Source organism: Duganella flavida, from assembly GCF_009857445.1.
Taxonomy (GTDB): domain Bacteria; phylum Pseudomonadota; class Gammaproteobacteria; order Burkholderiales; family Burkholderiaceae_D; genus Rugamonas; species Rugamonas flavida.
Window position 1 is genome coordinate 186,363 of record NZ_WWCN01000002.1, and the last position, 26,133, is coordinate 212,495.

General features: G+C 61.0%; 33 protein-coding genes and 1 pseudogene. 24 read left to right on the top strand and 10 right to left on the bottom strand.

The window, feature by feature from the left end; genetic code table 11:
* Positions 1 to 37 precede the first annotated feature (37 nt).
* Positions 38 to 1,081: a type IV pilus twitching motility protein PilT gene (locus tag GTP46_RS03185; RefSeq protein WP_161005177.1), complete on the bottom strand. Its 1,044-nt coding sequence runs from the start codon at positions 1,079 to 1,081 to the stop codon at positions 38 to 40.
* Positions 1,082 to 1,141: 60 nt separating this feature from the next.
* On the opposite strand from GTP46_RS03185, the gene GTP46_RS03190 reads away from it, so the two are divergent.
* The 5 genes from GTP46_RS03190 to GTP46_RS03210 are packed head-to-tail and all read left to right on the top strand — an operon-like array spanning position 1,142 to position 3,435.
* Entirely contained in the window at positions 1,142 to 1,846 is a 705-nt protein-coding gene (locus GTP46_RS03190; protein ID WP_161005178.1) for a YggS family pyridoxal phosphate-dependent enzyme, read from the top strand.
* Between the two features lie 3 nt (positions 1,847 to 1,849).
* Positions 1,850 to 2,674 (top strand): pyrroline-5-carboxylate reductase, encoded by an 825-nt coding sequence (gene proC / locus GTP46_RS03195; RefSeq protein ID WP_161005179.1) that lies wholly within the window; start codon positions 1,850 to 1,852, stop codon positions 2,672 to 2,674.
* Positions 2,675 to 2,695: 21 nt separating this feature from the next.
* Positions 2,696 to 2,923, top strand: coding sequence for an alpha/beta hydrolase family protein (locus tag GTP46_RS03200; protein ID WP_161005180.1), 228 nt, complete (start codon positions 2,696 to 2,698; stop codon positions 2,921 to 2,923).
* Positions 2,865 to 3,110: an alpha/beta hydrolase family protein gene (locus tag GTP46_RS03205; protein ID WP_161005181.1), complete on the top strand. Its 246-nt coding sequence runs from the start codon at positions 2,865 to 2,867 to the stop codon at positions 3,108 to 3,110. The genes GTP46_RS03200 and GTP46_RS03205 overlap by 59 nt, the downstream gene beginning before the upstream one ends.
* Before the next feature lie 40 nt (positions 3,111 to 3,150).
* A complete protein-coding gene (locus tag GTP46_RS03210) occupies positions 3,151 to 3,435 on the top strand; it encodes an alpha/beta hydrolase family protein (RefSeq protein WP_161005182.1) in 285 nt (94 codons plus the stop codon).
* Positions 3,436 to 3,441: 6 nt separating this feature from the next.
* On the opposite strand, the gene GTP46_RS03215 is transcribed toward GTP46_RS03210, so the two are convergent.
* The 3 genes from GTP46_RS03215 to GTP46_RS03225 all read right to left on the bottom strand — a co-directional run bounded on the left by GTP46_RS03215 (position 3,442) and on the right by GTP46_RS03225 (position 6,388).
* Positions 3,442 to 4,578 (bottom strand): SO2930 family diheme c-type cytochrome, encoded by a 1,137-nt coding sequence (locus GTP46_RS03215; protein WP_229258781.1) that lies wholly within the window; start codon positions 4,576 to 4,578, stop codon positions 3,442 to 3,444.
* Entirely contained in the window at positions 4,575 to 5,837 is a 1,263-nt protein-coding gene (locus tag GTP46_RS03220) for a parallel beta-helix domain-containing protein (protein ID WP_161005183.1), read from the bottom strand. The genes GTP46_RS03215 and GTP46_RS03220 overlap by 4 nt, the downstream gene beginning before the upstream one ends.
* A 68-nt stretch (positions 5,838 to 5,905) precedes the next feature.
* On the bottom strand, positions 5,906 to 6,388 hold the full coding sequence (locus tag GTP46_RS03225; RefSeq protein ID WP_161005184.1) for a hypothetical protein: 483 nt from the start codon (positions 6,386 to 6,388) through the stop codon (positions 5,906 to 5,908).
* A 61-nt stretch (positions 6,389 to 6,449) separates the two neighbouring features.
* Here GTP46_RS03225 and GTP46_RS03230 point away from each other — a divergent pair.
* Together GTP46_RS03230 and prfH are read left to right on the top strand one after the other, a co-directional pair.
* A pseudogene (locus GTP46_RS03230) lies at positions 6,450 to 7,613 on the top strand (RNA ligase RtcB family protein); the annotation flags it as partial.
* Complete coding sequence (prfH, locus tag GTP46_RS03235; RefSeq protein ID WP_161005185.1) at positions 7,610 to 8,230, top strand: peptide chain release factor H; 621 nt, start codon at positions 7,610 to 7,612, stop codon at positions 8,228 to 8,230. The pseudogene GTP46_RS03230 and the gene prfH, both read left to right, overlap by 4 nt.
* Here the strand turns inward: prfH and GTP46_RS03240 are convergent, their stop codons facing one another.
* The 3 genes from GTP46_RS03240 to GTP46_RS03250 form a co-directional block, all read right to left on the bottom strand.
* Complete coding sequence (locus GTP46_RS03240) at positions 8,231 to 8,572, bottom strand: ElaB/YgaM/YqjD family protein (RefSeq protein ID WP_161005186.1); 342 nt, start codon at positions 8,570 to 8,572, stop codon at positions 8,231 to 8,233.
* 86 nt (positions 8,573 to 8,658) lie between these two features.
* The gene (gene ubiA, locus GTP46_RS03245) at positions 8,659 to 9,513 is read right to left on the bottom strand and encodes a 4-hydroxybenzoate octaprenyltransferase (RefSeq protein ID WP_161005187.1); all 855 of its coding nucleotides are present in this window, start codon (positions 9,511 to 9,513) and stop codon (positions 8,659 to 8,661) included.
* A gap of 56 nt (positions 9,514 to 9,569) precedes the next feature.
* Entirely contained in the window at positions 9,570 to 10,505 is a 936-nt protein-coding gene (locus GTP46_RS03250) for a hydrogen peroxide-inducible genes activator (protein ID WP_161005188.1), read from the bottom strand.
* A 110-nt stretch (positions 10,506 to 10,615) separates the two neighbouring features.
* Here GTP46_RS03250 and GTP46_RS03255 point away from each other — a divergent pair, with 110 nt between their 5' ends.
* Genes GTP46_RS03255 through GTP46_RS03275 form a run of 5 tightly spaced genes read left to right on the top strand, consistent with a single transcriptional unit; the run spans position 10,616 to position 14,346 of the window.
* Entirely contained in the window at positions 10,616 to 11,797 is a 1,182-nt protein-coding gene (locus GTP46_RS03255) for a PilT/PilU family type 4a pilus ATPase (RefSeq protein WP_161005189.1), read from the top strand.
* A gap of 18 nt (positions 11,798 to 11,815) precedes the next feature.
* On the top strand, positions 11,816 to 12,295 hold the full coding sequence (rfaE2, locus tag GTP46_RS03260) for a D-glycero-beta-D-manno-heptose 1-phosphate adenylyltransferase (protein ID WP_161005190.1): 480 nt from the start codon (positions 11,816 to 11,818) through the stop codon (positions 12,293 to 12,295).
* Positions 12,292 to 12,579 carry a hypothetical protein gene (locus GTP46_RS03265; protein WP_161005191.1) on the top strand — a complete coding sequence of 96 codons (288 nt, stop codon included), beginning with the start codon at positions 12,292 to 12,294 and terminating at the stop codon, positions 12,577 to 12,579. The genes rfaE2 and GTP46_RS03265 overlap by 4 nt, the downstream gene beginning before the upstream one ends.
* The gene (locus GTP46_RS03270) at positions 12,576 to 13,313 is read left to right on the top strand and encodes an AraC family transcriptional regulator (RefSeq protein WP_161005192.1); all 738 of its coding nucleotides are present in this window, start codon (positions 12,576 to 12,578) and stop codon (positions 13,311 to 13,313) included. The genes GTP46_RS03265 and GTP46_RS03270 overlap by 4 nt, the downstream gene beginning before the upstream one ends.
* Positions 13,314 to 13,371: 58 nt before the next feature.
* Positions 13,372 to 14,346, top strand: coding sequence for a DMT family transporter (locus tag GTP46_RS03275; protein ID WP_161005193.1), 975 nt, complete (start codon positions 13,372 to 13,374; stop codon positions 14,344 to 14,346).
* A gap of 16 nt (positions 14,347 to 14,362) precedes the next feature.
* On the opposite strand, the gene trmL is transcribed toward GTP46_RS03275, so the two are convergent.
* On the bottom strand, positions 14,363 to 14,833 hold the full coding sequence (trmL, locus tag GTP46_RS03280) for a tRNA (uridine(34)/cytosine(34)/5-carboxymethylaminomethyluridine(34)-2'-O)-methyltransferase TrmL (protein WP_161005194.1): 471 nt from the start codon (positions 14,831 to 14,833) through the stop codon (positions 14,363 to 14,365).
* Between the two features lie 19 nt (positions 14,834 to 14,852).
* Positions 14,853 to 15,707: a ComF family protein gene (locus tag GTP46_RS03285; protein WP_161005195.1), complete on the bottom strand. Its 855-nt coding sequence runs from the start codon at positions 15,705 to 15,707 to the stop codon at positions 14,853 to 14,855.
* Between the two features lie 96 nt (positions 15,708 to 15,803).
* Between GTP46_RS03285 and GTP46_RS03290 the strand changes: the two genes are divergently transcribed.
* From GTP46_RS03290 to GTP46_RS03315, 7 genes are all read left to right on the top strand, one after another.
* Positions 15,804 to 16,727, top strand: coding sequence for a methyltransferase domain-containing protein (locus GTP46_RS03290; protein ID WP_161005436.1), 924 nt, complete (start codon positions 15,804 to 15,806; stop codon positions 16,725 to 16,727).
* Positions 16,728 to 17,067: 340 nt separating this feature from the next.
* The gene (gene coxB, locus GTP46_RS03295; protein ID WP_161005196.1) at positions 17,068 to 18,291 is read left to right on the top strand and encodes a cytochrome c oxidase subunit II; all 1,224 of its coding nucleotides are present in this window, start codon (positions 17,068 to 17,070) and stop codon (positions 18,289 to 18,291) included.
* Between the two features lie 15 nt (positions 18,292 to 18,306).
* A complete protein-coding gene (ctaD, locus tag GTP46_RS03300) occupies positions 18,307 to 19,896 on the top strand; it encodes a cytochrome c oxidase subunit I (protein ID WP_161005197.1) in 1,590 nt (529 codons plus the stop codon).
* 2 nt (positions 19,897 to 19,898) lie between these two features.
* Positions 19,899 to 20,006: a cytochrome oxidase small assembly protein gene (locus tag GTP46_RS29610; RefSeq protein WP_229258782.1), complete on the top strand. Its 108-nt coding sequence runs from the start codon at positions 19,899 to 19,901 to the stop codon at positions 20,004 to 20,006.
* 1 nt (position 20,007) lies between these two features.
* Entirely contained in the window at positions 20,008 to 20,544 is a 537-nt protein-coding gene (locus tag GTP46_RS03305; protein WP_161005198.1) for a cytochrome c oxidase assembly protein, read from the top strand.
* The gene (locus GTP46_RS03310) at positions 20,545 to 20,739 is read left to right on the top strand and encodes a DUF2970 domain-containing protein (RefSeq protein WP_161005199.1); all 195 of its coding nucleotides are present in this window, start codon (positions 20,545 to 20,547) and stop codon (positions 20,737 to 20,739) included.
* 21 nt (positions 20,740 to 20,760) lie between these two features.
* Positions 20,761 to 21,630, top strand: a complete 870-nt coding sequence (locus GTP46_RS03315) for a cytochrome c oxidase subunit 3 (RefSeq protein ID WP_161005200.1) — start codon at positions 20,761 to 20,763, stop codon at positions 21,628 to 21,630.
* A 41-nt stretch (positions 21,631 to 21,671) separates the two neighbouring features.
* On the opposite strand, the gene GTP46_RS03320 is transcribed toward GTP46_RS03315, so the two are convergent.
* Positions 21,672 to 21,878, bottom strand: a complete 207-nt coding sequence (locus GTP46_RS03320; protein ID WP_161005201.1) for a twin transmembrane helix small protein — start codon at positions 21,876 to 21,878, stop codon at positions 21,672 to 21,674.
* A 32-nt stretch (positions 21,879 to 21,910) separates the two neighbouring features.
* On the opposite strand from GTP46_RS03320, the gene GTP46_RS03325 reads away from it, so the two are divergent.
* From GTP46_RS03325 to GTP46_RS03345, 5 genes are all read left to right on the top strand, one after another.
* Positions 21,911 to 22,642 (top strand): SURF1 family protein, encoded by a 732-nt coding sequence (locus GTP46_RS03325; protein ID WP_161005437.1) that lies wholly within the window; start codon positions 21,911 to 21,913, stop codon positions 22,640 to 22,642.
* Positions 22,626 to 23,249, top strand: coding sequence for an SCO family protein (locus GTP46_RS03330; RefSeq protein WP_371869540.1), 624 nt, complete (start codon positions 22,626 to 22,628; stop codon positions 23,247 to 23,249). The genes GTP46_RS03325 and GTP46_RS03330 overlap by 17 nt, the downstream gene beginning before the upstream one ends.
* Before the next feature lie 7 nt (positions 23,250 to 23,256).
* Positions 23,257 to 24,411: a COX15/CtaA family protein gene (locus GTP46_RS03335; RefSeq protein ID WP_229258783.1), complete on the top strand. Its 1,155-nt coding sequence runs from the start codon at positions 23,257 to 23,259 to the stop codon at positions 24,409 to 24,411.
* Between the two features lie 13 nt (positions 24,412 to 24,424).
* Complete coding sequence (gene cyoE / locus GTP46_RS03340) at positions 24,425 to 25,321, top strand: heme o synthase (RefSeq protein WP_161005203.1); 897 nt, start codon at positions 24,425 to 24,427, stop codon at positions 25,319 to 25,321.
* A 218-nt stretch (positions 25,322 to 25,539) separates the two neighbouring features.
* Positions 25,540 to 26,133: an SCO family protein gene (locus GTP46_RS03345; protein ID WP_161005204.1), complete on the top strand. Its 594-nt coding sequence runs from the start codon at positions 25,540 to 25,542 to the stop codon at positions 26,131 to 26,133.

Consider the following 26,133-nt stretch of genomic DNA (forward strand, 5'->3'; position numbering starts at 1 on the left):
GGACATTTTGTCCATTTGACAGAGCTGACCCCGGGTTTTAGCCTGGGAAGTTGTCCGGCGTCTTGGCGGCGTTGCGGGCGGTGGCGGCGCTGATGATGTTGCGGCGGACCAGGTCAGTCAGGTTCTGGTCTAGCGTCTGCATGCCGACGCCGCTGCCGGTCTGGATCGCCGAGTACATTTGCGCGATCTTGGCTTCGCGGATCAGGTTGCGGATGGCCGGCGTTGCTACCATGATTTCGTGCGCGGCCACGCGGCCGGCGCCGTCCTTGGTTTTCAGCAGGGTTTGGGAAATCACGGCTTGCAAGGATTCGGACAGCATGGCGCGGACCATTTCCTTTTCATCGGCCGGGAACACGTCGACGATACGGTCGATGGTCTTGGCCGCCGATGAGGTGTGCAGGGTGCCGAAGACCAGGTGGCCGGTTTCCGCCGCTGACAGCGCCAAACGGATGGTTTCCAGGTCGCGCAGCTCGCCCACCAAAATCGCATCCGGGTCTTCGCGCAGCGCCGAGCGCAGCGCGTTGTTGAACGACAGTGTGTGCGGGCCGACTTCACGCTGGTTGATCAGGCATTTCTTGGATTCGTGTACAAACTCGATCGGGTCTTCAATCGTCAGGATGTGGCCGTACTCGTTTTCGTTGAGGTGGTTGACCATCGCTGCCAGCGTGGTCGATTTGCCGGAGCCGGTCGGGCCGGTCACCAGCACCAGGCCGCGCGGCTTCAGCGCGAATTCGGCAAAAATCTTGGGCGCGTTCAGGTCTTCCAGGCTGAGGATCTTGGATGGAATGGTCCGCAGCACCGCCGACGCCCCGCGCTCCTGGTTGTAGGCATTGACGCGGAAGCGGGCCAGTCCCGGAATCGCGAACGAGAAGTCGATCTCCAGCATCTCCTCGTACACCTTGCGCTGGCCGTCGTTCATGATGTCATAAATCATGCTGTGCACGTCCTTGTGCTCCAGCGGCGGCAGGTTGATGCGGCGTACGTCGCCGTGTACCCGTATCATCGGCGGCAGGCCGGCCGACAGGTGCAAGTCCGAGGCTTTGTTCTTGACAGAGAATGCGAGTAGTTCGGAGATGTCCATTTATAATCCCTGCTGAATGATGCCGCCATTGGCCGGTTTAACGTTTTTTACTCATTGATTATGTCCCTGATCCGCCAGAACTTGCAAGCAATCACCGCGACAATTGTTGCCACAGTCCAAGAATCGGGCCGCCAGCCGGAGTCGGTGCAGCTGCTGGCCGTGTCCAAAACCTTTGGTCCGGAAGCGGTGCAAGAGGCCGCAGAAGCGGGCCAGCGCGCGTTTGGCGAGAACTATCTGCAAGAAGGCCTGGATAAAATCCGTGCACTGAATGATGCCGGCGCTCCGGCGCTCGAGTGGCACTTCATCGGCCCGATCCAGAGCAACAAAACGCGCCCGATTGCGGAGAACTTCGCCTGGGTACACACAGTCGAGCGCGAGAAGATTGCGCAGCGGCTGTCCGAGCAGCGGCCGGAAGGCATGGCGCCGCTGCAGATTTGTCTGCAAGTGAATATCAGCGGCGAGGCCAGCAAGAGCGGCATCGCCCCGGAACAAGTGGCGGAGCTGGCCCATAAGGTCGCAGCGTTACCGAACCTGACTTTGCGCGGCCTGATGGCGATCCCCGAGCCGGCCGATGACTTTGAGCAGCAGCGCGCGGCCTTCGCCCGCCTGCGTACGTTGTACGAGCAACTGCGGGCCGACGGGCTGGCGCTCGATACGCTGTCGATGGGCATGTCAGCCGACATGCGGGCAGCGATCTTCGAAGGCGCAACCATTGTGCGCGTCGGCAGCGCGATTTTTGGCGCACGAAACTATAACAAGGCTTGAGACATGAAAATTGCATTTATCGGCGGCGGCAATATGGCTGCGGCCCTGATCGCAGGATTGGCCAATAAACTGACGGACGGCGCCAACATCCACGTGATCGACCCGAACGCGGAAGCGCTGGGACGTTTGCACAAGCAGTATGGCGTGACCACGTCGGCTGTGGCCGATGCAACGCTGTCGGGCGCGGACGTGACCGTGCTGGCGGTGAAGCCGCAAAACATGCATGAAGTGAGCGCGCAGCTGCTGCCGTTTATCGATAAGGCCAGGCAGCCACTGGTGGTGTCGATTGCGGCCGGCATCCGCGGTGTGGATTTGTCGCGCTGGCTGGGCGGCTACGGCGCCATCGTACGCTGCATGCCGAATACGCCGGCGCTGATCGGCATGGGCATCACCGGCATGGTTGCCATGCCCGGCGTGAGCGAGGCGCAAACCAAGGCGGCGGACGATATCCTGCGCGCAGTCGGCCCAACCGTATGGCTGGATGACGAGAGCAAGATTGATGCGGTAACGGCAGTGTCGGGCAGCGGCCCGGCCTATGTGTTCTACTTCATCGAGGCGATGCAGCAAGCGGCCGAGGAGATGGGCCTGAGCGCAGAGCAGGGCACGCAACTGGCGCTGGCTACCTTCGCCGGCGCGGCGCAACTGGCCAACCGCTCGACCGAGCCGGTGTCGCTGCTGCGCGAGCGTGTCACCTCGAAAGGCGGCACCACCTACGCCGCGCTGACCAGCATGGAAAACAGCGGCGTCAAAGCTGCCATCGTCAGCGCCATGAAAGCCGCTGCTGCGCGCGGCAAGGAGATGGGCGACGAAATGGGATCCGCCAACTAAACCTAAACCCAAGGCTGCAGCATGCCAGTACTCCGATACTTCCCCTTGCTTGCAGCCCTGACCGGTTTACCGGCCGCTGCTGTCACCTTCGTTGATGACACCGTGCAGCGGCCAGAGGGCGCCCGCCACTACCTGCTGGCGCGTCCGGCAGCGCAAGTGGCGGGCAAGCTGCCGTTGATAATCCTGCTGCATGGACATACCTCATCCGCCGACATCGGACGACGTCGGCCTGCTGGCCGCGTTGATTGATCTAGCGGTCGCGCGCTACAACGCCGATCCTGCCCGCATCTACATTTCCGGTATGACCAACGGCGGTGGCATGGCTTACCGTGCCGCCATCGAGCTGGGACCGCGCCTTGCAGCGGTTGCCGTGTCGAGCATGCTGATGCCGGTCAAATCCCTTTGCCCTGCGCCGAAGCGCGCCTTCCGATGTTGATTTCTATGGGCGCGGCGCGGTACTGAGCGCCGACGAGACGGTGAAGTTCTGGCGCGAGCTAGCGCAACTGCCTGCGTCGCCGGTGATGAGCAAAGTGCCGCAGCGCGATGCGTCTGAACCGACCTCGCTGGTGCGCTACGTCTGGGGCAGTGATCCCGGCCAGACGCAAGTCGAATTCCGCAAGATGGAAAACGCCGGCCACGTTCAGCCCAGTATCGCGCACACCCTGCCGTGGGTGCTGCGCGTGATCCTGGGTAAGCAGAACGGCGACCTGGAATTCGCCGACGAGACCTGGGCCTTCTTCAAGAACAAGCGCGCGCCGTAGGCACGGTTATTTGCTGTCGCAGCCTTCTTTCATGGCGGCGATCCATTCGCGGATCAAGGCCACGCCTTCCTGATGAACCGAGCTGCGTCCCAGTTCCGGCATCATCACGCCGGGTTCGGCCGACATCAATCGATACAGCATGATGGAGTCGTCCGGCTTGCCGGGGGCGATGTCGTGGCTGCGGCCACCGGTGCCGGCGCCGGCCGCAACCGGCGGTTTGCACAGGCCCAGATGCAGGTCGGCCGGCGCGCCCATGTTCAGGTGCAGCGCCGTGGTGTTGGCCGCGCCCTTGTCGTTGTGGCAGTGGGCGCAATTGATGTCGAGGTAGGCGCGGGCGCGCGCGTCCACGGGTTGCGTGGTGTCGCGCCAGTTGGCGTTGTGCGGCGCGGTTTTGTCGACATCGTCCGGCACGCCGCTCAGGTAGTGCATCTTGGCCAGGTAGGCCAGCTGGTTGGTGCTGACGCCGTCGTAAGTGTAGTCGCGGTTCAGGTGGCGTGCTTTCAGGCCGATCGGCTGGAACTGGCGCGATTTCACATCGGCCACGTGGCAGGATGCACACTGGTTCACATTCGGCACTACATAGGTCAGCTTGTTGACGCTCTTGTCTTCGTGGGTGACTTCCAACGGGATCTGGTCGCCGGTACGGGACAGCACGGCGTCGGTCTGGTCGGCGTTCCACACGTAGGGTAGGGCGATCCAGCCGTTGGTGCGTTTCACCAGCAAGCGGGTTTCGATCAGGCGCACCTTGCTGGTGTCGAGCTGGTCGCCGTCGCTATCGTAATTGGCCAGCACGGTCTTGCCGTCCGCGCCTTTCGGATAGTAGAAGGTCTTGCTGATGATGGTGCCGATCGGGAAGTCAAACGAGGTATCGGCGTTGTACACCGCGCTGCCGCCGTTCGGCATCCAGATCGTGCGCAGCTTGTGGGCGTAGTCGGTGAACAGCGGCGTGTTCAGGTCGTACGGCACCACGTCCTTGTTCAGTTGCAGCTTGCTGCTGGCGACGGCCATCAAATGCCAGTCGCTGAGTTTTTCCGGATTGCCTTCGGCGATGAAGTTGACCGGCTTCTGGCTTTGCGTGCAAGCGGAGAGGGCGAGCGCGCACGCCGCCGCCAGCAGCGGACGAATTGCGTGTTTAAACATCATGACTGTGCGGCGAGTTGAACGATAGAGACAGGTGGCAGTTTGGCCAGTTCGCAGCGGAATGGCGCGGCGTCCTTGCTTGGATTTTTGTACTTGTTCGGGCCGTCGGCGTTGAGCACGGCGGCGTCGTTTTGCACGCAGATGCGCTGCTCAGCTGGCAGTACGCCTTTAACCATCAGCTTGGTGTCGACGTAGCCGTCCCACAGCACGTCCGGCAGGTGGCCGCTCAGGCCGTACATGGCGATCTTCAGCGCTTTCAGGTCGAGGCCATCCGGCGAATCGCCGCCGCCCTTGAAGCGGTTGCCGTAGACGTAGATGGCTTTCGGATACGGATCGTAATTCGCCGACACGCCTTTTTCGGTGAAGTAGCCAGTCGAGTGGTAGCTGGAGATGATGACGTTGGCGGTCTGGTTCTCGGTCACGTCGTTATCGAAAATCTCCACCTTGGAGTTGGAGTTGATGACGATGCCTGAACCGGCCGGCACGCTGGCCACAGCGGTGCCGCGCGCGGCGAAGTTGCCGAGGTTGTTCTTGTCGACCTTGTTCTTGTACACGCGGGTGCTGTGTCCCGGCTGCGACAGGTTGGGCATGTTGAACACCAGGATGCCGCCGGTGTTGTTGGTCGCCACGTTGTCGTAGACGTCGGCGTTGACCGTGTTTTCGATTTCGATGCCGGCCACATTGCCTTCGGCGCGCGAGCGGCGCACGATTACGCCGTTCGACTGACCGACGTAGATGCCGGCGTCAGATGCGCCGATGGCCACGCTGTCTTCGATCAGCACGTTCTTGGTTTTGACTGGGTAGATGCCGTAGGCGCCGTTGGTCACTTTCGGGCCGCCGGTCCACTGCACTTTGACTTTACGCACTGTGATGGTGTCGCCGTCGTTGATCTTCAGGCCATCGCCCTTGGAGTCTTCGATGGTGAGGTTTTCGATGGTGAAGCTGTTGCCGTAGACCAGCAAGCCTTCCGGTCCGGTGACCTGGCCTTTGAACGACAGGACAGTTTTCTCCATGCCTGCACCGCGGATGGTAACGCCGTCGCCGCGCAGGGTGAGGCCGGAGGTGAGGTGATAAGTGCCGGCCGGGATCTCGATCACGCTGCCAGGTTTAGCGTCCAGCAGCTGCTCCTGCAGCTTCTTCTGGAACGCCGCATCGGCGCTGACTTTATCGGCTGAAGGAGCCGGTCCATCGGTCTTGGTGCAGGCGCTGACGACAACGCCAATGGAACCACATAGTACAACCGCGCGTAACGCCTTGTTCATCTACAGTCTCCCGAAATTTTGATTTTATGAATCGAGTATAACAGTATGTTTTGCGCAAACTGATGAAACTAGATGGTGTTGGTTTTGCTGCGTTTGAGGTCGAGAGCGAGGGCGGCTTCGCGCAGGCGGCCGTGGCGACGCAGGTAGGCGAAGGCGCCTCGGGTGTCGTACATCAGCTGGTAGTGGTAGTAGTTGATTTGCTCCGCCACCACCAGCAATAGCACGCACCCAGCCCAGCCCAGATCTTCGTTGGTGACGCTTGTGCTGCGGCTGGCGACCAGTGCCAGCACGGCGGCTATACCCATCACGTTAGCGTATTTGAATGCGGTGTACAGCTGCTGGAACCAGCCTGGCAAGGACTGGTGCAGCTTGAAGGCTTGCAGCTTGAGGTGCCAGTACAGCGCCCCTTGCAGCAGGATGGCGCTCATCAACGTAGTTGCGGCGATCCGCACCTCCCACGCCACCGGCGTGTCGGACCTGGCCCAATCCCACCAGAACAGCAGCGGCAAGAACGCCGCGCAAAACGCTTCCGCATTGCGCAGGTATTTCATTCGCCCCTGTATCGCCTGCATGCCATTGTCCCCATTGTGGTGGTTTAGACCAGCATAGCATGACCGTGTATCGGTCATCGCATCCGATCGCCTGTGGCTTGAGGATGCAGCACTACAGCAAACAAAAACAACGTCCAATTTGCCCGGCATGATGCGAGTAGTCGGCCTGCCGGACTTGCATCCGGGGCGCGGCTATCCAGTCGGTGCGGCGTTCTTCAGCGTCGGCCATTTGTATCCGGCGCTGGTTGGTAATGACATCGGCTGCGGCATGGCGCTATGGCAGACGGATATTTTGGCCGGCAAGGCCAAGCTCGACAAGATCGACAAACAAATCGGCAATCTCGATGCGCTGGTCGACGATGACGAGTGGGATGCGCTGGTGCAGTTCGATCCTGCGCTGCTGGAGCGGCGCGATGCGCTGTCACGCGCGCTCATCGCCGCCGGACTTGATGTGTCGCATTTGCGCTCGCTCGGTACCATCGGCCGTGGCAATCATTTTGCGGAACTCCAGGTCGTCGATCAGATGGCGTGCGCCGACACCGCATCACGCGCCGGTGTGGCGAGCAAGAGCTTGCAGCTGCTGGTGCACAGCGGTTCGCGTGGCTTGGGGCAGGCCATCTTGTCCGCTCACGTGGAAGCTGCCGGCCATGCCGGCTTGGCGGCCGGCGAGGCGGCCGCTTACCTACGGCAGCATGATGCCGCCGTGCAGTTTGCGGAACTAAACCGCATTCTGATCGGCACCCGCATCCTGCATCGCTTGCGTTGCGGAAGCGAGCTGCTACTGGACGTCAATCACAATACGGTCACGCCTGCGCATATCGACGGCCAGCAAGGCTGGCTGCACCGCAAGGGCGCAACACCCAGCGACCAGGGATTGGTGATGCTGCCCGGCTCGCGTGACGACTACAGCTACATGCTGGAACCGCTCGCAGGGCAGGGTGCAACCAGCTTGTACTCACTGGCACATGGCGCAGGCCGCAAGTGGCAGCGCTCGGATTGCAAGGGCCGTTTGTTCAAGATCGCCACGCCGGCCCAGTTGAGCCGGACTTCGCTGGGTGGACGCGTGATTTGCAATGACCGTGCTTTGATTTACGAGGAGGCGGCGCAGGCATATAAAAACGTCGACAGCGTGCTCGATTGCCTGGTCGGCGCTGGATTGGTTCGCGTGGTCTATCGCAGCAAGCCGGTATTGACGTACAAAACACGTGGGGAGTGCTGCGAATGAGCTGGCTACATTTAACCGCGAATACGGGACCGGCCGAGTGTTGCCTCGGCGTGACGCATGCGCTGAAGCGGCTGGAGGAAGAGGCCCATGCTGCTGGCGTAGGCCTCACGCTGATCGAGCAGGCGGACGGCCCCGTCGGCGGCACGCTACGTTCGGTGTTGCTGGAATTGGAGGGAGATGCCGCAAACACGCTGGCGCAGCGCTGGACCGGCAGTATTTTGTGGGTGTGTGACAGTCCCTATCGCAAGCAGCACAAGCGCAAGAACTGGTTCCTGCAAGGTGCGGCGTTGCATCCTCCTGCCCTGCCATCGAGTGATAGTGAAATCCGCTACGAGGCAACGCGTGCATCTGGACCAGGCGGGCAGCACGTCAACAAGACTGATAGCGCAATCCGTGCCACCCATGTGGCAAGTGGACTGTCGGTCAAGGTGCAATCCCAGCGCAGCCAGCATGCCAACAAAAAGCTTGCTGCCCAACTGTTGGCGATCAAGCTGGCGGAACTGGCTGTGGCGGCAGGGGAGCGCAGCCGTACCGAGCGTCATCTGCAGCACAAGCAAGCCGAGCGCGGTAATGCCCAGCGCACCTTCGTCGGCCCGGGCTTCGTGGAGCGGATGTGACTATTTGCGCGAGATGAGCATGCCGATGACGACGCCCAGTGCGGCGCCGATGCCGACCGCTTTCCACGGGTTGTCTTGCACGTAGATGTTGACGTTGTCGGCGGCGTTGCGGCCGTGGGCGAGGATGCTGTCTTCCAGCTTGTGCAGGTCGCTGCGCGCAGTGCGCAGGGTGTCGTCGAAACGGGAACGGGTTTCGGAGCTACCGCCGCCTGCGGTTTCGCCGGCGCTGTCCTGCAGCCATTGCTCGGCTTCGCCGATGGTGTGCTGCAGATCGTCCATCAGGCGGTCGCGCATGGTGCTGCTGGCGGCTTGGGATTCGGCGATGGTGTTGGTCGGTTCCATGATAATGGCCTCTGGTTCACGGGGGAGAAAACAGCCAGTGTAAGTATCGTTGATGTCGCCGTTTTGCGCCCGCTCAATCGTGCGGCTTAGCGCAGCGCGTAGTCCAGCGCCACGCCGGCAAAGACCACGCCGCCCAGCCAGTTGTTGTGGCGGAAGGCGTACAGGCACGCCGCAGGGTCGCGGTTGCGGATCAGGGTGTAGTGGTAGATGGCCAGGCCCGCTGCCACCGCCAGTCCGCCCACGAACCAGAAGCGCAAGCCTTGCTGCCAGCCGCACACTAGCACAATCGCCAGGTGCAGCGTGTAGCACAGCATGATGATGGCGACGTCGTAACGGCCAAAGGTGATCGCGGAAGTCTTGATGCCGATCTTCAGGTCATCCTCGCGGTCGCACATGGCGTATTCGGTATCGTAGGCCAGCGTCCAGAACACATTCCCGATCAGCAGCAGCCACGCCAGCGGCGGTACCTGGTTGTGTATCGCGGCAAACGCCATCGGAATGCCGAAACCAAACGCAATGCCAAGGTAAGCCTGCGGGATCGCGAAGAAGCGTTTGAAGTAAGGATAGCTGCCGGCCAGGATGACTGCCGCCACCGACATCTGCTTGGTCAGCGCATTCAGCGGCAGGATCAGGCAGAAGGCGATGATGGTCAGGATGGCGGCAATCGCCAGCGCTTCCTTGCCGCTGATGCGGCCACTGGTGATCGGCCGTTGGGCGGTGCGCTTGACGAATTTATCGATGTCCTGGTCGGCGTAGTCGTTGATTGCGCAGCCGGCCGAGCGCATCAGGAAGGTGCCGAGCGTGAAGATCAGCAGCAGATGCCAGTCCGGCACGCCGTTGGATGCCATCCACATCGCTGACAGCGTAGGCCACAGCAGCAAGACGGTGCCGATGGGTTTGTCCAGGCGGATCAGGCGGAAGTAGAGCTGCAGCTTGTTCATGGGACGAGGTCAGGAAACAGGAAAGCGGTGATTATCGCAAATCCTGCCCAAGCTCGTCATTGTTCAGCGCAGAGGGTGGTAATGCCCGGCAGGTTGCACGATGCCACCACCTCGCACACCGCATCGATGGCGGCCTTGCGGGTGAAGCTTTTACGCCACACGATGACCACGCGGCGCGATGGCGCGGGATCGTCGAACGGACGGAATTGCAGCATGCCTTCCTTGGTCTCCATGTCCGGCACCGAGGCGCGTGGCAGCACGGTCAGGCCGATGCCGCTGGCCACCATGTGACGGATGGTTTCAAGCGACGAACCTTCAAACGTACGCTGCATGCCATTGCCCGGCGCAGAGAAACGGGCCATCTCGGGACATACTTCCAGTACCTGATCGCGGAAGCAGTGTCCGTTACCAAGCAACAGCATATTTTCGGTTTTCAGATCGTCGGCCGGCACGCTCTTGCGCTTGGTCCACGGGTGCTGGGACGGCATGGCGACCACGAACGGCTCGTCATACAAGACTTGCATGGCCATACCGTGTTCCGGCAACGGCAGCGCCATGATGGCGGCGTCGAGCTCGCCCTGGCGCAGCATTTCCAGCAGCTTGACGGTGAAGTTCTCTTGCAGGATTAAAGGCATCTGCGGCACTTTGTCGATCATGCCTTTGACCAGCGGCGGCAGCAGATACGGACCGATGGTGTAGATCACACCAAGGCGCAGCGGGCCGGCCAGTGGGTCCTTGTTCTGCTTGGCGAGTTCCTTGATGGCGGCGGTTTGTTCCAGCACGCGCTCGGCCTGGGCGACGATTTGCGCGCCGAGCGGGGTGACCGAGATTTCAGCGCCGCCCCGTTCAAACAGGACCACGCCCAATTCATCTTCGAGTTTCTTGATGGCGACCGAGAGCGTCGGCTGGGCAACGTAACAGGCCTCGGCCGCATGTCCGAAGTGCTTCGCCCTGGCAACGGCGACAATGTATTTCAGTTCGGTCAGAGTCATGAATGTATTTGAACACAGGCGATGCTGGGATGCAATATAGGAACGCCAAGTTGAGCTATTGTAGCGGAATGCTGTCGATATAATGCAGCGTAAATCTCGAAAGGCGATGTATGTCCTCCACATTTGGTCCTGAAGAAGCGCAGGCTTACCTGCACAAACTGCTCAAGGTGATGCATCACACGGGCGGGTCGGATTTGTTCATCTCTGCAGATTTCCCACCGAGTATGAAATCGCAAGGCGCGATGAAGCCGCTCAGCCAGCAGAAGCTGACTGGCAGCGTGACGCGCGCCTTGGCGCTGTCGATCATGAACGAGAAACAGCAGGCGGAGTTTGAATCCGAGCTGGAATGTAATTTCGCGATCTCCTTGCCGGAGGTGTGCCGCTTCCGCGTCAACGTGTTTGTGCAGCAGCAGAACGTGGCGATGGTGATCCGTACCATTGCGTCCGAGATTCCGTCGCTGGAAAAGCTGGCGCTGCCGGAGGTGCTGAAGGACATCATCATGACCAAGCGCGGGCTGGTGCTGGTGGTGGGTGGGACCGGTTCCGGCAAGTCGACCACGCTGGCGGCGATGATCGACTATCGCAATGCCAATTCGGCTGGCCACATCATCACGGTGGAAGATCCGGTTGAGTATGTGCACAAGAACAAAGGTTGCCTGATCACGCACCGCGAGGTGGGCGTCGATACGCGCTCGTGGCACAACGCGCTGAAGAACACGCTGCGCCAGGCGCCGGACGTGATCCTGATCGGCGAGATCCGCGATACGGAAACCATGGAGCATGCGATTGCATTTGCCGAGACCGGCCACCTGTGCCTGGGTACGCTGCACGCGAATAACGCCAACCAGACCATGGACCGCATCATCAACTTCTTCCCGGAGGAGCGGCGCAACCAGCTGTTGATGGACTTGTCGTCCAACCTGCGGGCGATTGTGTCGCAGCGGTTGGTGCGTACCGAAGATGGCAAAGGGCGCAAGGCGGCGATTGAAATCCTGCTCAACACACCGACGATTGCCGAGATGATCTTCAAGGGGAACTTCCAGGCGATCAAGGAAATCATGCACAAGTCGCGCGAGCTGGGCATGTGCACTTTCGACCAGGCGCTGTTCGAACTTTATAATAAGGGCTACATCGCGTATGAAGAAGCGCTGCGCAACGCCGATTCAGCCAACGGCCTGCGTTTGCAGATCAAGCTGCATGGCGGGCGTCCCGAACCGGGCGAAGGTGGCAGCGCGTTCGGCTCGCTGAGCATCGAAGAAGAAAAAACTGAAGACGAAGAACCTAAGACCTAAGAGTTAAAACTTAAGACTATGCCTCAATTTGAAGACAAGATTTGTACCCGCGCCGAACTGGCCGCCCGTGTCGCTGCACTGCCGAAACCGGTGGTGCTGACCAACGGCGTGTTCGACATCCTGCATCGTGGTCACGTGACCTATCTGGCGCAGGCGCGCGCGCTGGGCGCGTCGCTGGTGGTGGCGGCAAATACCGATGCGTCGGTCAAGCGCTTGGGCAAGGGCGATGATCGTCCGCTGAACAACTGCGGTGATCGCATGGCAGTGCTGGCTTCCTTGGAATCGGTCAGCCTGGTGGTGGACTTTGACGAGGACACGGCGCTGGAAGTGGTGCAGGAAGCGCGTCCGGAAATCTACGCCAAGGGCGGCGATTACCAGATGGATGCGATCCCGGAAGGCAAGGCGGTAATCGCCTACGGCGGCGAAGCGGTGGCGATCGACTTCGAGCATGACCGCTCGACCACCAAGTTGTTAGCCAGAGTGCGCTCGTTCAAATGAGGATCATCCTGATCCTGGTGGCGGTGCTGGCGTTCCTGCTGGCGCTGTGGGGGCCGCCGCTGATGGTGGCGCGCAAATTCTGGTTGCGCGAGAATCCGTGGGCGTTTCGCAATCTGCGTTTCGTGCTGCCGGCGCAGCTGGTGACAGCGGTGGTGCTGGCGTTTGCTGCCGAATTCTCCGGCTTGCGTAATCCCGCCGCCATCATGGCCGGCACCACGCTGCTGGTCGGCGTGCTCGGCGCGGGTTTGCTGGCGCTGCTGGCCATGTGGGGCGCACGGCGATGAACCCGACCGAAATCGATTTGCGCAGCTACGACGATCCGTTCTCGGATGCGCACGATTTCGCTCAGATGGTTTTGCCGTTGCGTGGCAAGCTGACCTTGGACATCAATGGTCAGGGCGAGCTGCTGCATCCGCTGCGCGCCGCCTTCATCGCGCCGGGACTGGTGCACACGCAGTTTTCGCATGAGCCGAATGCTTCGTTGATTCTCGATTTTGATTTGTCCGCCGTGCAGCCGGAGACGGCGGGCTTGCTGGCTGCACGCCCGTTTGCGCCGGTCAGCGCTGCGGCCTCCAAGCTGATTGATTTCATGGGCATGCTGCAAGCGCAGGGCGCGGCCAGTGTGGGCGTGCTGGCTAACTGGACGCCGTTGCTGCTGGAGTCGTTGACGCAGCAGCCGATACGTCTGGCCTCGCGCCTGCAAGCTGCGTTGACGCAGTTTGAAGCATCGCCCGGCAAGCCGTGGAATGCCGAGAGCATGGCGCAAGTGGCTTGCCTGAGCGTGAGCCGCCTGCATCGCGTGTTCCGCTATGAGCTTGATACTACGCCGCTGGCCTGGCTGAACGCCATGCGCTTGCGTTTCGTTTGCCGCCAGTTGGTGGAATCCTCGCTGCCGATTGCGCAGTTGGCCACGCTGGCCGGTTACGCCGACCAGAGCGCGCTGACGCACGCCATGCGCCGTGCGATGGATATCACGCCGCTCGCCTACCGCAAGCAGAATCAGACAAAAATCCGCTAGTCCTGCACAATCTTTCGCTGCCGCTTACCGCCACACTATCCCTTGAAAGGGGATTGTTATGTGGTATGGCGTTTTATGCGGCCTTGCGGCCGGTGCCTTCTGGGGCATGATTTTTGTGATGCCGCGCTGGCTGGCGGAGTTCTCGCCGGTGGAGCTGGCGCTGGGGCGCTATCTGGCATATGGCTTGATTACCTTGGTGCTGTTGATGCCGCGCTTGAGCGGCCTGCTACGCCGCCTGACGCGTGAGGATGCCTGGGTGCTGCTGCGCCATGCGTTGGCAGGGAATATCGTCTACTACCTGCTGTTGTCGACTGGCGTGCAGCTGGCGGGCGTGGCGGCGGCTTCGCTGATTATCGGATTGCTGCCGTTGAGCGTGACCTTGCTGGGGCGACGCGACCATGGCGCGCTGCCATTGCGTCAGTTGGCGTGGCCGCTGGCGCTGGTGGTGGCTGGCATCGTTTGCATCAACGTTGATGTGTTCACGCACGCCGCAGTGGGCGGCCAGACGTGGCCGATTGTCGCGCTGGGCATGCTGTGCGCATTTGGCGCGCTGCTGTGTTGGACGTGGTACGCAGTGGACAACGCTCGCTTCCTCAAGCGGAATCCGCATTTCAGTGGCGCGGAGTGGTCGGGCTTGTATGGGCTGAGTACCGGCGTGGTGGCGTTGTTGCTGGCGGTCGTGGCTTACTGCGGCGGCTGGGCCGGCGGTCCGGGCGAAAGCGGCGCGGTGCGCGACTGGCTGCGTTTCTGGAGCGTGGTGTCGATTGTCGCGCTGGGCGCGTCGGTGATCGGCAACCAGCTGTGGAATCTCGCGAGCCGGCGCGTGCCGGTGACGCTATCCGGCCAGCTGCTGCTGTTTGAAACCTTATTCGGCCTGTTGTACGGCTTCCTGTACCAGCATCAGGCACCACGTCCGCTGGAGCTGTGCGCGATCATCTTGCTGATTGCCGGCGTGGCAGCCTCGGTGTGGCTGCACGCGCGCCCCCAATTCGGGGTCAGCTCTGTCATTCGGACACGCGAGCAGGATCTTTGAGCAAACTCAATACGCTTCAGGCGCCGCCGGCGTAGCCGTTCTGGCGCCAGGCTTCGAACACCACCACTGCCACGGTGTTCGACAAATTCATGCTGCGGTTATCGGGGCGCATCGGCAGACGGATACGCTGCTCGGGCGGGAAGCTTTCGCGCAGCGCCACCGGCAGACCGGCGGTCTCGGAGCCGAACACGAACACGTCGCCCGGCTGGAAGCTGCACTGCCCGAACGGCGACGAACCGTGGGTGGTCATGGCGTACATGCGGCTGGTGTCCGGCTGGATCTCGGCCAGGAAGGCATCCCAGTCCTTGTGCACTTTCATGCGCGCGTACTCGTGGTAGTCGAGGCCGGCGCGCTTGAGCTTGGAGTCTTCCAGCGGGAAGCCTAGCGGCTCGATCAGATGCAGCTGCGCGCCAGTGTTGGCGCACAGGCGGATGACGTTGCCGGTGTTCGGCGGGATTTCTGGGTGGACCAGGACTACGTGGAACATATGCTCTTCCTTTGTTAAATCAATGCGGCGGCGTGCGGGCGAACACCAGGTTGCTCACCTGCGCCGCGCCGTGGCGTTTCAATGTCGCCGCCAGTTCGTTCAGGGTGCGGCCGCTGGTCATCACGTCGTCGACGACGCCGATGTGGCGGCCTGCCACCAGTGCTGCGTCCGGCACGGCGAAAGCGCCGGCGATATTCTGCTGGCGCCGCTCGGGCGTGACGCTGCTCTGGGCGGCGGTTTCATGTACGCGGACCACCAGCCGCGCATGCAAGGCTACCCCCATGCTGCGTGCTAGCGGCCTGGCGATTTCCAGCGCCTGGTTGTAGCCCCGCTCGGCCAAACGGCGCGGTCCTAGCGGCACCGGGCAGAGCAGGGCGGGCAGCGTGTAGTCCGGATGGGACAACACGGCGTCGCGCAGCAAGCGGGCGCACAGCGGGGCCAGCGCCAGGCGATGGCCGAATTTTAGCTGCAAAACCAGCTGGTCGACCGGTAAAGCATAGTCGGCAGCGACCAGCGTGCGGTCGAAAGCGGGCGGCTCGGCGAGGCAGCTGCCGCACAACTGAGCGTCGAGCCCGTGTAGAAATGGCGGACCTGACCCCGGAGTTCGGTCGAGCTCGTGTCCGAATGACAGAGCTGACCCCGAATGTTCAGGCCGCTCTGGTAGCGGGTTGGCGCAGCGTGGGCAGCGGGCGATGGCGGCGGTCGGACCGAAGAACTGGGCTGTGCAGCCGGGGCACAGCGCGTCGTCGCTGTCTCCGCCGCATAGGGCGCAGTTGTTCGGCAGTAGCCGTCCCAGCAGCGCGCCGGCGTGCCGCTGTAGCCACTGCCGCAGCCCGGCCGGAGCCGTTGTCGTCCGGTTTATCTTATCATTCATGCCATGCCTCCGCGCTGAAAACCGGCCCGGCCGTCGTCGCGATGGCGTGCAACCATGTACACTGCCGACATTATCGCATTACAACGACTCATCGCCATGCAAGTCCCCGCTAATCCCCCCAAACTCAGCGCCCCGATCGACCTTGAACGCGTGCGCAAGCTGTTTTCCCGCCCTGAACGCATTCAGACCGCCGATTTCCTGCGCCGTGAGGTATCTTCGCGCATGTTCGACCGGCTGGAATTGATTAAAATAGCGCCTCAGCGCGTTTTGGATGCCGGTTGCGGAACCGGCGCCGACCTGCCTTTGTTGCAAAAAGCTTATCCCGCTGCCCAAATCCTCGGCCTGGACGCCGCCGAAGCCATGCTGCGCGCCGCGCAGGGCCCGGGCGCCAAGTCGTCCTCGCTGAACCAGCTATTGAGCAAACTGCTACCGTCCAAAAGCGGCGTCGACCTGTTGTGCGGCGATTTCGCCGAGCTGCCGCTGGGCCCGAACTCGCTGGACCTGATCTGGTCCAACCTGGCGCTGCACTGGCATCCGCAGCCGGACCGCGTGTTTGCCGAATGGCGCCGCGTGCTGCGCGTGAATAGCCTGCTGATGTTTTCCACCTTCGGCCCCGACTCGCTGCGCGAAGTGCGCACTGCGTTTGCCGAAGCTGACCTGGCGCCGCACGTGCTGCCCTTCGTCGATATGCACGATTTTGGCGATCAGCTGGTCGAAGCCGGGTTTTCGACCCCGGTTTTGGACATGGAAACCATCACGGTGACCTACGATACGCCACAAGCGTTGCTGGCTGACGTACGCGCATTGGGTGGTAATCCGCTGACAACGTTGCGCCGCAGCATGATGGGCAAACAGGCCTGGCAGCGCATGCTGGACGCGCTGGAACGCGGTCGTCGTTCCGATGGGAAACTCGGCCTGACCTTTGAAGTTATCTACGGTCACGCCTTCCGGCCGGCCCCAAAGGTGACTTCCAAGGGCGAAGCCATTATCCGTTTTGATCCCCCGCGCAAGCCGCGCTGAGAGGGGAAGGTATGTTGCCATGCGGCGTAAAGCCCTTGGCAACACCAAAGTTGTGAAATCGATTATTTGTTGATGTGCATCGTTTTTGTTCTATATAATCATTCACTAATTTTGCCAGCATGTTACGTCGCCAGCTATAAAACCGCGACCCCCGGCGAAATCAGGTTACATCGAGCACGAACGAGCAGTTGCATTAAGCAGAATCGAGCGCCAGGGTTGTTCCCCAGCAGTACGGACAGGCCGGCGTAAGTTGTTTAAGGAGCGTCGCCGGTTCAGTTCACCGATCAGCCGGTAAGACGTTAAAAAAATTATTTTAATTTCTTGGGCAGTTGGGGAAAACATGAAACATGCGAAGCGACTTCAAGCGTTGATGCTCGGACTGTCGATGCTGGCAGCCGGTATGCCAGCGTGGGCAGCTGAGACCGCAGCAAGCACTGGCACCTACGCCGCAGCGACAGGCGGCACCGGCGGACCAATCGCCAATGAACTGAACCTGCAACCTCCCGCCACCCAAATCGCCACCGAAGTCTATAGCCTGCACAACTGGATGATGGGCGTCTGCCTGGTCATCTTCGTTGCAGTGTTTGGCGTGATGTTCTATTCCATCTTCAAGCACCGCAAGTCGCTGGGCCACAAGCCAGCTACTTTCCACGAATCGACGGCGGTTGAAGTCGCGTGGACCATCGTGCCGTTTCTGATCGTGATCGGCATGGCGCTGCCAGCTACCCGTACTGTGGTCGGCATGAAGGATACTTCCAACGCCGACATCACCATCAAGGTCACCGGCATGCAGTGGAAGTGGGGCTACGATTACCTGAAGGGCGAGGGCGAAGGCATTTCCTTCCTGTCCAACCTGTCCACTCCGCGCGCGCAAGTCGGCGCACCGGGCTTTGAGCCTACCGAGAAGCGCGGCGACAACTACCTGATGGAAGTCGACAATGAAGTGGTGGTGCCAGTGCACCGCAAGGTCCGCATGATCACCACTGCCAACGACGTGATCCACTCGTGGTCGATCCCGGCCTTCGCCGTCAAGCAGGATGCGATTCCTGGCTTCGTGCGCGACACTTGGTTCAAGGCTGAACACACCGGCACCTTCCGCGGCTACTGCTCGGAACTGTGCGGCAAGGAGCACGCCTTCATGCCGATCGTGGTGCGCGTGGTCACCGACGCCGAGTACACCGCCTGGGTCGATGGCAAGAAAAAAGAAATGGCCGCACTGGCGGATGATCCAAACAAAACCTGGACCATCGATGAGCTGAAAACCAAAGGCGAAAAAGTCTACAACACCAACTGCGTGGTCTGCCACCAGCCTAACGGCAAGGGTGTGCCGGCTGCTTTCGCTGCGCTGGATGGCTCGGAAGTGGTGAATGGTCCTAAGGCTGAACAGATCAACGTTCTGCTGCACGGTAAGAAGAGCGGGAAATATCCTGCCGAAATGCCAGCTTGGAAGCAACTGTCGGATACGGATATCGCGGCTGTGATTACTTACACCCGCAATAGCTGGTCGAACAAGGCCGCCGAGAACATCGTTCAACCAGCCGAAGTCGTGGCTGCACGTAAGTAATCAGGAGCGTTACACATGAGCACGAGCACTTTGGATCACGCACACGACCACGACCACGCACATGACCATCCGCATGGTCTGTCGCGCTGGCTGTTCGCTACCAACCACAAGGATATCGGCACGCTGTACCTGTGGTTCTCCTTCGTCATGCTGTTGTCGGGCGGCGTGCTGGCGTTGGGCATCCGTACCGAGCTGTTCAAGCCGGGCCTGCAATTCTTCCAGCCGGAGTTCTTCAACCAGCTGACCACCATGCACGGCCTGGTGATGGTGTTCGGCGCCATCATGCCGGCCTTCGTCGGCTTCGCCAACTGGATGATCCCGCTGCAAATCGGCGCATCGGACATGGCGTTTGCCCGTATGAACAACTTCTCGTTCTGGCTGCTGCCACCGGCAGCGCTGCTGCTGGCCACGTCCTTCCTGGTGCCGGGCGGTGCTACCGCTGCTGGTTGGACCCTGTACGCGCCGCTGTCGACGCAAATGGGCATGGGCATGGACATGGGTATTTTCGCGATGCACCTGATGGGCGCTTCGTCGATCATGGGTTCGATTAACATCATCGTCACCATTCTCAACATGCGCGCGCCGGGCATGACCTTGATGAAGATGCCGATGTTCTGCTGGACCTGGCTGATTACCGCCTACCTGCTGATCGCTGTGATGCCGGTGCTGGCAGGCGCCATCACCATGACGCTGACCGACCGCCACTTCGGCACCTCCTTCTTCAACGCGGCCGCCGGCGGCGATCCGGTCATGTACCAGCACATCTTCTGGTTCTTCGGTCACCCGGAGGTGTACATCATGATTTTGCCGGCGTTCGGCATCGTTTCGCAGATCCTGCCGGCGTTTGCACGCAAGCAGCTGTTCGGCTACGCCTCGATGGTGTACGCCACCGCGTCGATCGCGATCCTGTCGTTCATCGTCTGGGCTCACCACATGTTCACCACCGGCATGCCGGTGACCTCGCAACTGTTCTTCATGTACGCCACCATGCTGATCGCGGTGCCGACCGGCGTCAAAGTGTTCAACTGGATCGCTACCATGTGGCGCGGCTCCATGACCTTTGAAACCCCGATGCTGTTTGCCGTGGGCTTCATCTTCGTGTTCACCATCGGCGGCTTCACCGGCCTGATCCTGGCGGTGACCCCGATCGACATCCAGCTGCAAGATACCTACTACGTGGTGGCGCACTTCCACTACGTGCTGGTGGCCGGCTCGCTGTTCGCGCTGTTCGCCGGCTTCTACTACTGGTCGCCGAAATGGACCGGCCATATGTACAACGAGACCATGGGCAAGGCGCACTTCTGGCTGTCGCTGATCACCTTCAACGTCACCTTCTTCCCGATGCACTTCCTGGGTCTGGCCGGCATGCCGCGCCGCTATGCCGACTACTCGGCGCAGTTCACCGACTTCAACATGATTGCCACCATCGGCGCGTTTGGTTTCGGCCTGTCGCAGGTGTTCTTCCTGTTCGGCGTGATCATCCCGACCATCCGTGGCGGCAAAAAAGCGGAAGCCAAGCCTTGGGATGGCGCGGAAGGCCTGGAGTGGACTGTGCCGTCGCCGGCGCCGTTCCACACCTTTGAAACCCCACCGCAGTTCAAATAATCATGAGCGGCCAACCTAAGCCGAACAACCTGCGCACCGCCCTGATTTTGGGCGGGGTAGCCTTGTTTTTCTTCGTGTCGGTGTTTGTCAAACGGATGTGGTTGAGCTGAGATGGATAACCGCATCCTGCTGCGCAAGCTGTTGATCATTGCAGTCGCGATGTTCGGCTTTGCCTACGCGCTCAATCCGTTCTACCGCCAGATCTGTGAAGCACTGGGGCTGAACGTGTTGACGCAAAAAGACGGCACTGTCACTGTTGACCAGAACACGCAGGTGGACAAGACCCGCGACGTGACCATCGAATTCGACGGCAACGCGCAAGGCCCATGGCGCTTCCGGCCGACGGTCAACAGCATGACGGTGCATCCGGGCGAGCTGACCACGGTGATGTACGAAGTGGTCAACACCCAGAAGCGCGAGATGAACGCGCAAGCCATACCAAGCTACGCGCCACAAAGCGCCATGCCGTATTTTTTGAAAGTGGAGTGCTTCTGCTTCAAGCAGCAAACCTTGAAGGCTAGTGAAGCACGGCAGATGCCGGTGGTGTTTTACATCGATCCGAAACTGCCCAAGGACGTGAAGACGATCACGCTGTCGTACACCTTCTTCGAGGTGGGTGGCGGTCTGGTCAAGACGGCGGCCAACTAGATGAGCAAAAAGCCCGGCTTCCTGTATTCGGTGAAGGCGGTGCTGTGGTCGTTTGTCGGCCTGCGCCGCAAGCGCGATTTTGATGAGGACCAGCAGGGCATGAACCCGCTCCACATCATCGTCGCGGCCTTGCTGGCGGTGGCGCTGTTCATAGGATTACTGATAACTATCGTCAAACTCGTAGTAGCTAAATAAAAGTTGATTAGGGAGATGAAGATGAGTTCCACACATACGCACGGCGGCGCAGCACCGTACTACTACGTGCCCGGTCCATCGCGCTGGCCGCTGCTGGCTGGCTTGTCCATGTTGCTGACGATGGCCGGTGCTTCCGGCTGGGTCAATGATGCACCGTGGGGACCGGCGGCTAACCTGATTGGTATCCTGTTCACGCTGACCGTGCTGTACTTCTGGTTTGGCGACGCCATCAAGGAATCGGAAGGCGGCTTGTACAGCCAACGGATCGACTATTCGTATCGCTGGTCGATGGGGTGGTTCATCTTCTCGGAGGTGATGTTCTTCGGCGCCTTCTTCGGTGCGCTGTTCTATGCGCGCACGATTTCGATGCCGTGGCTGGGCGACCTTGATCACAAATTCATCTGGCCGGACTTTGCCGCGCACTGGGGCGGCGCGACGCCGGCCGGTACGGTGGAAGAGTTCAAGACCATGGGCCCGTTCCCTATCCCGACCATTAACACCGCGCTGCTGCTGACCTCGGGCGTGACGCTGACTCTGTCGCACCACGCGCTGCGTGCTGGCCATCGCGCCCAAACCGCGATCTGGCTGTTTGCCACCATCCTGTTGGGCGCAGTGTTCATGGGTTTCCAGGCCTATGAGTATCACCACGCTTACACTGAGCTGAACCTGAAGCTGACCTCGGGCATCTACGGTTCCACCTTCTTCATGCTGACCGGCTTCCACGGCTTCCACGTGACGATGGGCGCGATCATGCTGTCGGTGGTGCTGTACCGCTTGCTGAAAGGCCACTTCACGCCGGATCACCACTTCGCGTTTGAAGGCGCGGCATGGTACTGGCACTTTGTCGATGTGGTCTGGCTGGGCCTGTACGTTGTGGTCTACTGGCTGTAATATCCAGAGACGCAAAAGCCGCACTCCGGTGCGGCTTTTTTTTATCCTGTGCGGATGCCGGTCGGGTGGATGTAGCCCATGCGGTAGGCCAGCAGGATCAGCAGGAACAGGGTGATCGACAACGCCACGCGTACCGCCAGCGCGCGCACCGTGTTGTTGCTGCGGCCCTTGTCGCGCATCAGGAAAAAGAACGCCGCACCCAGGCTGCCGAGGATCAGGATGAACGCGATGGCAACGGCAATTTTCATAGCATGAGGAGTGATGATTTGATCGAGGTTCCATTGTAATGGCGTTCCGCTTTAAATTGATTCCTTTCGTGGCCACGGTGCTGGTGGTGGCCTTGGGCGTACAACTCGGCAATTGGCAGTCGCGCCGCGCTGAACAGAAAATCGCACTGCAGGCCAAAATGGCTGAAGGCTCTCGCGCTGCGCCGGTGGCGCTGGATGGCGCGCCCGTGGCGGCCGATGCCGTGGCCTACCGCCGCGTTACCGTCAGCGGCGAATTCGTGCGCGGCTGGCCAGTCTATCTGGACAACCGGCCGTACCAAGGCAAGGCAGGGTTCTACCTGCTGATGCCGTTTAAAATATCGGGTTCGACTATGCACGTGCTGGTGGCGCGCGGCTGGTTGCCGCGCGATCCGGCGGTGCGCGACAAGCTGCCCAGCTATGCCACGCCCGAGGGCCCGGTCACAGTGCAAGGCGTGGCGCGTCTCAACGCCGGTCATGTGATGCAGCTGGGGACCGCGCCGCCGCTGACACCCAACGCCATCGTGCAGAACGCCGATCCGCTGCAGCTGGCCAAGGACAGCGGCCTGACCATGCAGCCGTTCGTGGTGGAGCAGGACGCGCCGGCCCGGCCATCGGGCGACGATGCACAGATGGTGCGCGACTGGCCGGCGCCGTCGCTGGGCGTGGAAAAACATCAGGGCTACGCCTTCCAGTGGTATGCGCTGGCGGCGATGGCGGTTATCTTTTTTGTAGCAAATGGATTCAGGCGTGGAAAAACCAAATAAGCAACAACAACGCAGCCGCTGGAAGTTGTTCGCGGTGCTGGCCGTGTGCGCGTCGCCGCTGATTGCGTCATACTTCACCTATTACGTGGTCAAGCCGAAAGGCGGCGTGACCAATTACGGCGCGCTGATCGATCCGCGCAACTATCCGATTCCTGCCATGGCCAGCACCACGCTGGACGGCAAGCCGGCCAAGCTGGAAGATTTCAAGGGCAAGTGGATTATGCTGAAGGTGGGACCATCCGACTGCCAGCAGGACTGCCAGGACCAGCTGTTCGCCATGCGCCAGCTGCGCACCATGCAGGGCAAGGAGATGGAGCGCATCGAGCGCGTGTGGCTGATCACCGATGACCAGCCGCTGGAAACCATGCTGCTGCGCGTGAACGACGGCACCCGCATGCTGCGCGCGCCGGCCGCCGTGCTGGAGAAATGGTTGCCACTGGAGGAGGGTGTTGCGGCGGACCGCGCGTCGGATCATGTGTATTTGATCGACCCGCTGGGCAATCTGATGATGCGCTTCCCGAAAGGTGCGGTGTCCAGCGATATCGAGAAGGTCAAGCGGGTCCAGAAGGACATCGCGAAATTGTTGAAGGCTTCGGCCATAGGTTAAATATTGTATGCATCTCACTCTTGCCCAAATGGCCATCACGGCGCTGCTGATTGCGCTGCTGCCGGCCGCCATCGTCTGGACTTCGTCGGACGCGAATAAATACCGCAAGCTGGTATGGGTCTGCGTATTCCTGACGTTTGACCTGATCGTGTTTGGCGCCTTCACGCGCCTGACCGATTCCGGTCTCGGTTGCCCGGACTGGCCGGGCTGCTACGGCGCCGCCAATCCTTTCCTGGCGCATGAGCAGATTGTGGCGGCGGAAACGCTGATGCCAACCGGCCCGGTAACCGTGGTCAAGGCGTGGATTGAGATGATTCACCGCTACCTCGCCATGACTATCGGCGTGCTGATCGTGGCGATGATGGCGCAGGCCTGGTATCAGTGGCACAAGACGCGGCGTGAGGAATATGCGCCGTGGCTGCCGACCGCTTTGTTCTTCTTCGTCTGCCTGCAGGGCGCGTTTGGCGCTTGGACCGTCACCTTGAAGCTGCAACCGGTGATCGTCACCACCCACCTGCTGCTGGGGATGGGCTTGCTGGCGATACTGGCGTGGTACGGCGGCCGCCAGAACCACCTGCATGCGCCGCGCACGCTGGTCAGCGCCTCGCCGCCGGCCATACGCAACATCCGCGTGCTGGCTGGTGTGGCGTCGTCGCTGCTGCTGGTGCAGCTGGCGCTGGGCGGCTGGACCAGCACCAATTACGCGACAATGGCTTGCCCGGACTTCCCGCTGTGCAGCGGCAAGGTGATCCCGGAGATGGACTTTGAACACGGCTTTACCCTGTGGCGCGAGCTGGGCAAGACTGCCGCTGGCCACTACCTGCCGTTCTCGGCACTGACGGCCATTCACTGGGTGCATCGCAATTTCGGCATCCTGGTAGCGCTGGTGGCGGGCTACACGGCGTGGCGCGCATGGGGGCATGACGACCTGCACAAAATCGCCCGCTACATCGCATTCACGCTGGGCGCGCAGATCGTGACCGGGGTGGCCACCATCTACCTGAGCTTCCCGCTGGCCATCGCCGTGCTGCACAACGCCGGGGCGGCGATGCTGGTACTTTTGCTGACCATGTTAAACTACAAGGCTAAGTACCAGTACGACATTGCAAAAAAGGCAGCATCGAGCGCCTCGCATCCTCCCACGTCGACGGTACGGCATTGATTAAGTACCTCTCATGACCACGCAAACTGTAAGCAGCAAATCTCAGAGCCGCGCCTCGCAATTTTGGGCGCTCACCAAACCGCGCGTCACCATCCTGGCCGTGTTTTGTGCCGTCATCGGCATGTTCCTTGGCACGCCGGATGGCTTGCCGAGTTTGTCGCTGGTGCTGTATGCAACGGTAGGCATCTGGCTGCTGACGGGGGCGGCGTTTGCCGTCAACTGTCTGGCCGAACGCGAGATCGACGCGCGTATGGCGCGTACGGCGCGTCGTCCTATGGCGTTGGGGAATATTTCGGTATCGCAGACCGTGGTGTTTGCGCTGGTGATCGGCGGCGCCGGCATGTGGATGCTGTACGCGCTGGTCAATCCGCTGACTATGTGGCTGACCTTTGTCACCTTCCTCGGTTACGCGATTATCTACACCATGATTCTGAAGCCGTCGACGCCGCAGAATATCGTGATCGGCGGCCTGTCGGGTGCGATGCCGCCGGCCTTGGGTTGGGCGGCCGTGGCCAATGATGTGCCGATGCAGGCGTGGTTGCTGGTGCTGATTATCTTCGTCTGGACTCCGCCGCACTTCTGGGCCCTGGCGCTGTACCGCCGCGACGACTACGCCAAATCCGGCCTGCCGATGCTGCCGGTCACGCACGGCATGAAGTTCACCCAGTTCCACGTCTGGCTGTATTCGATTGCGCTGGCGGCGACCACGCTGCTGCCGTACGCGGTGCAAATGAGCGGCTTGATTTATCTCGTCAGCGCCATCATCCTGAACGCCATCTTCCTGCGCCACGCGTGGAAAGTCTACCGCCACTACACCGACCAGATCGCTCGCAAAGCGTTCGCCTGGTCCATCATGTACCTCGGCTTGCTGTTCCTGTCCCTGCTGGTCGACCACTACCTCAGATTCTAAGAACGTGTAGGGCGGTGTGCACGTTAATCACTTTATCGATACCGCCCCACCGATCTACGTCCCCAAAGCATTTTCGGCAGCGCTGTCGCGCGTGCCGCAAGCGTAGCGAGCCTGATTCCAATTCATCCCAAAAGGGCAGCCACTTCGCTGTCCCAGACGGTATCATGTTGCTTAGACCAGCTCTAGCTCGATCAAGTTCAACTGAAAGATCCGCCCTGATGAAAAAAGTTCTCGCCTTTGCTTTGATTGCTGTTTCCTTGTTGGCCGGCTGCGGCGAGAAGAAGGTGGAGGCGCCGAAGCTGGCGTTCCAGAGCACTGACCTCACCGGCGCGTCGTTCGCCAAGGACTTCGCGCTCACTGACCACACCGGCAAACCGCGCACAATGGCGGACTTCAAGGGCAAGGTGGTGGTGATGTTCTTCGGCTATACCCAGTGCCCCGACGTGTGCCCGACTACGATGGCGGAATTGACCGAGGTGCTCAAGCAGCTCGGCCCGCAAGCGGATCAGGTACAGGTGTTGTTCGTTACCGTCGATCCTGAGCGCGATACGCAGGAGCTGCTGGCCCAGTACGTCCCGGCCTTCGACAAGCGCTTTATCGGCCTGTACGGCACGCCGGAACAGACCGCCGCTGTCGGCAAGGAGTTCAAGGTGATTTACACCAAGGTGCCGGGCAGCAGCAAGGACAATTACACGGTAGACCACAGCGCCGCCAGCTATGTGTTCGACAAACAGGGCAAGCTGCGCCTGCTACTGCGTAACGGACAAGGCGTCGCGCCGGCCGTGCACGACATCAAGCTGTTGCTGGGCTGA

Coding starts and splice junctions, on each gene's coding strand:
- GTP46_RS03240 (WP_161005186.1), bottom strand. CDS start 8,572: ATGGAACCGACCAACACCATCGCCGAATCCCAAGCCGCCAGCAGCACC.
- rfaE2 (WP_161005190.1), top strand. CDS start 11,816: ATGCCTCAATTTGAAGACAAGATTTGTACCCGCGCCGAACTGGCCGCC.
- prfH (WP_161005185.1), top strand. CDS start 7,610: ATGAGCTGGCTACATTTAACCGCGAATACGGGACCGGCCGAGTGTTGC.
- coxB (WP_161005196.1), top strand. CDS start 17,068: ATGAAACATGCGAAGCGACTTCAAGCGTTGATGCTCGGACTGTCGATG.
- GTP46_RS03200 (WP_161005180.1), top strand. CDS start 2,696: ATGCCAGTACTCCGATACTTCCCCTTGCTTGCAGCCCTGACCGGTTTA.
- GTP46_RS03215 (WP_229258781.1), bottom strand. CDS start 4,578: ATGATGTTTAAACACGCAATTCGTCCGCTGCTGGCGGCGGCGTGCGCG.
- GTP46_RS03185 (WP_161005177.1), bottom strand. CDS start 1,081: ATGGACATCTCCGAACTACTCGCATTCTCTGTCAAGAACAAAGCCTCG.
- GTP46_RS03220 (WP_161005183.1), bottom strand. CDS start 5,837: ATGAACAAGGCGTTACGCGCGGTTGTACTATGTGGTTCCATTGGCGTT.
- GTP46_RS03270 (WP_161005192.1), top strand. CDS start 12,576: ATGAACCCGACCGAAATCGATTTGCGCAGCTACGACGATCCGTTCTCG.
- GTP46_RS03290 (WP_161005436.1), top strand. CDS start 15,804: ATGCAAGTCCCCGCTAATCCCCCCAAACTCAGCGCCCCGATCGACCTT.
- GTP46_RS03285 (WP_161005195.1), bottom strand. CDS start 15,707: ATGAATGATAAGATAAACCGGACGACAACGGCTCCGGCCGGGCTGCGG.
- GTP46_RS03190 (WP_161005178.1), top strand. CDS start 1,142: ATGTCCCTGATCCGCCAGAACTTGCAAGCAATCACCGCGACAATTGTT.
- GTP46_RS03225 (WP_161005184.1), bottom strand. CDS start 6,388: ATGAAATACCTGCGCAATGCGGAAGCGTTTTGCGCGGCGTTCTTGCCG.
- ctaD (WP_161005197.1), top strand. CDS start 18,307: ATGAGCACGAGCACTTTGGATCACGCACACGACCACGACCACGCACAT.
- GTP46_RS03250 (WP_161005188.1), bottom strand. CDS start 10,505: ATGACTCTGACCGAACTGAAATACATTGTCGCCGTTGCCAGGGCGAAG.
- GTP46_RS03315 (WP_161005200.1), top strand. CDS start 20,761: ATGAGTTCCACACATACGCACGGCGGCGCAGCACCGTACTACTACGTG.
- GTP46_RS03305 (WP_161005198.1), top strand. CDS start 20,008: ATGGATAACCGCATCCTGCTGCGCAAGCTGTTGATCATTGCAGTCGCG.
- proC (WP_161005179.1), top strand. CDS start 1,850: ATGAAAATTGCATTTATCGGCGGCGGCAATATGGCTGCGGCCCTGATC.
- GTP46_RS03275 (WP_161005193.1), top strand. CDS start 13,372: ATGTGGTATGGCGTTTTATGCGGCCTTGCGGCCGGTGCCTTCTGGGGC.
- cyoE (WP_161005203.1), top strand. CDS start 24,425: ATGACCACGCAAACTGTAAGCAGCAAATCTCAGAGCCGCGCCTCGCAA.
- GTP46_RS29610 (WP_229258782.1), top strand. CDS start 19,899: ATGAGCGGCCAACCTAAGCCGAACAACCTGCGCACCGCCCTGATTTTG.
- GTP46_RS03320 (WP_161005201.1), bottom strand. CDS start 21,878: ATGAAAATTGCCGTTGCCATCGCGTTCATCCTGATCCTCGGCAGCCTG.
- GTP46_RS03265 (WP_161005191.1), top strand. CDS start 12,292: ATGAGGATCATCCTGATCCTGGTGGCGGTGCTGGCGTTCCTGCTGGCG.
- GTP46_RS03345 (WP_161005204.1), top strand. CDS start 25,540: ATGAAAAAAGTTCTCGCCTTTGCTTTGATTGCTGTTTCCTTGTTGGCC.
- ubiA (WP_161005187.1), bottom strand. CDS start 9,513: ATGAACAAGCTGCAGCTCTACTTCCGCCTGATCCGCCTGGACAAACCC.
- GTP46_RS03205 (WP_161005181.1), top strand. CDS start 2,865: ATGGACATACCTCATCCGCCGACATCGGACGACGTCGGCCTGCTGGCC.
- trmL (WP_161005194.1), bottom strand. CDS start 14,833: ATGTTCCACGTAGTCCTGGTCCACCCAGAAATCCCGCCGAACACCGGC.
- GTP46_RS03335 (WP_229258783.1), top strand. CDS start 23,257: ATGCATCTCACTCTTGCCCAAATGGCCATCACGGCGCTGCTGATTGCG.
- GTP46_RS03255 (WP_161005189.1), top strand. CDS start 10,616: ATGTCCTCCACATTTGGTCCTGAAGAAGCGCAGGCTTACCTGCACAAA.
- GTP46_RS03310 (WP_161005199.1), top strand. CDS start 20,545: ATGAGCAAAAAGCCCGGCTTCCTGTATTCGGTGAAGGCGGTGCTGTGG.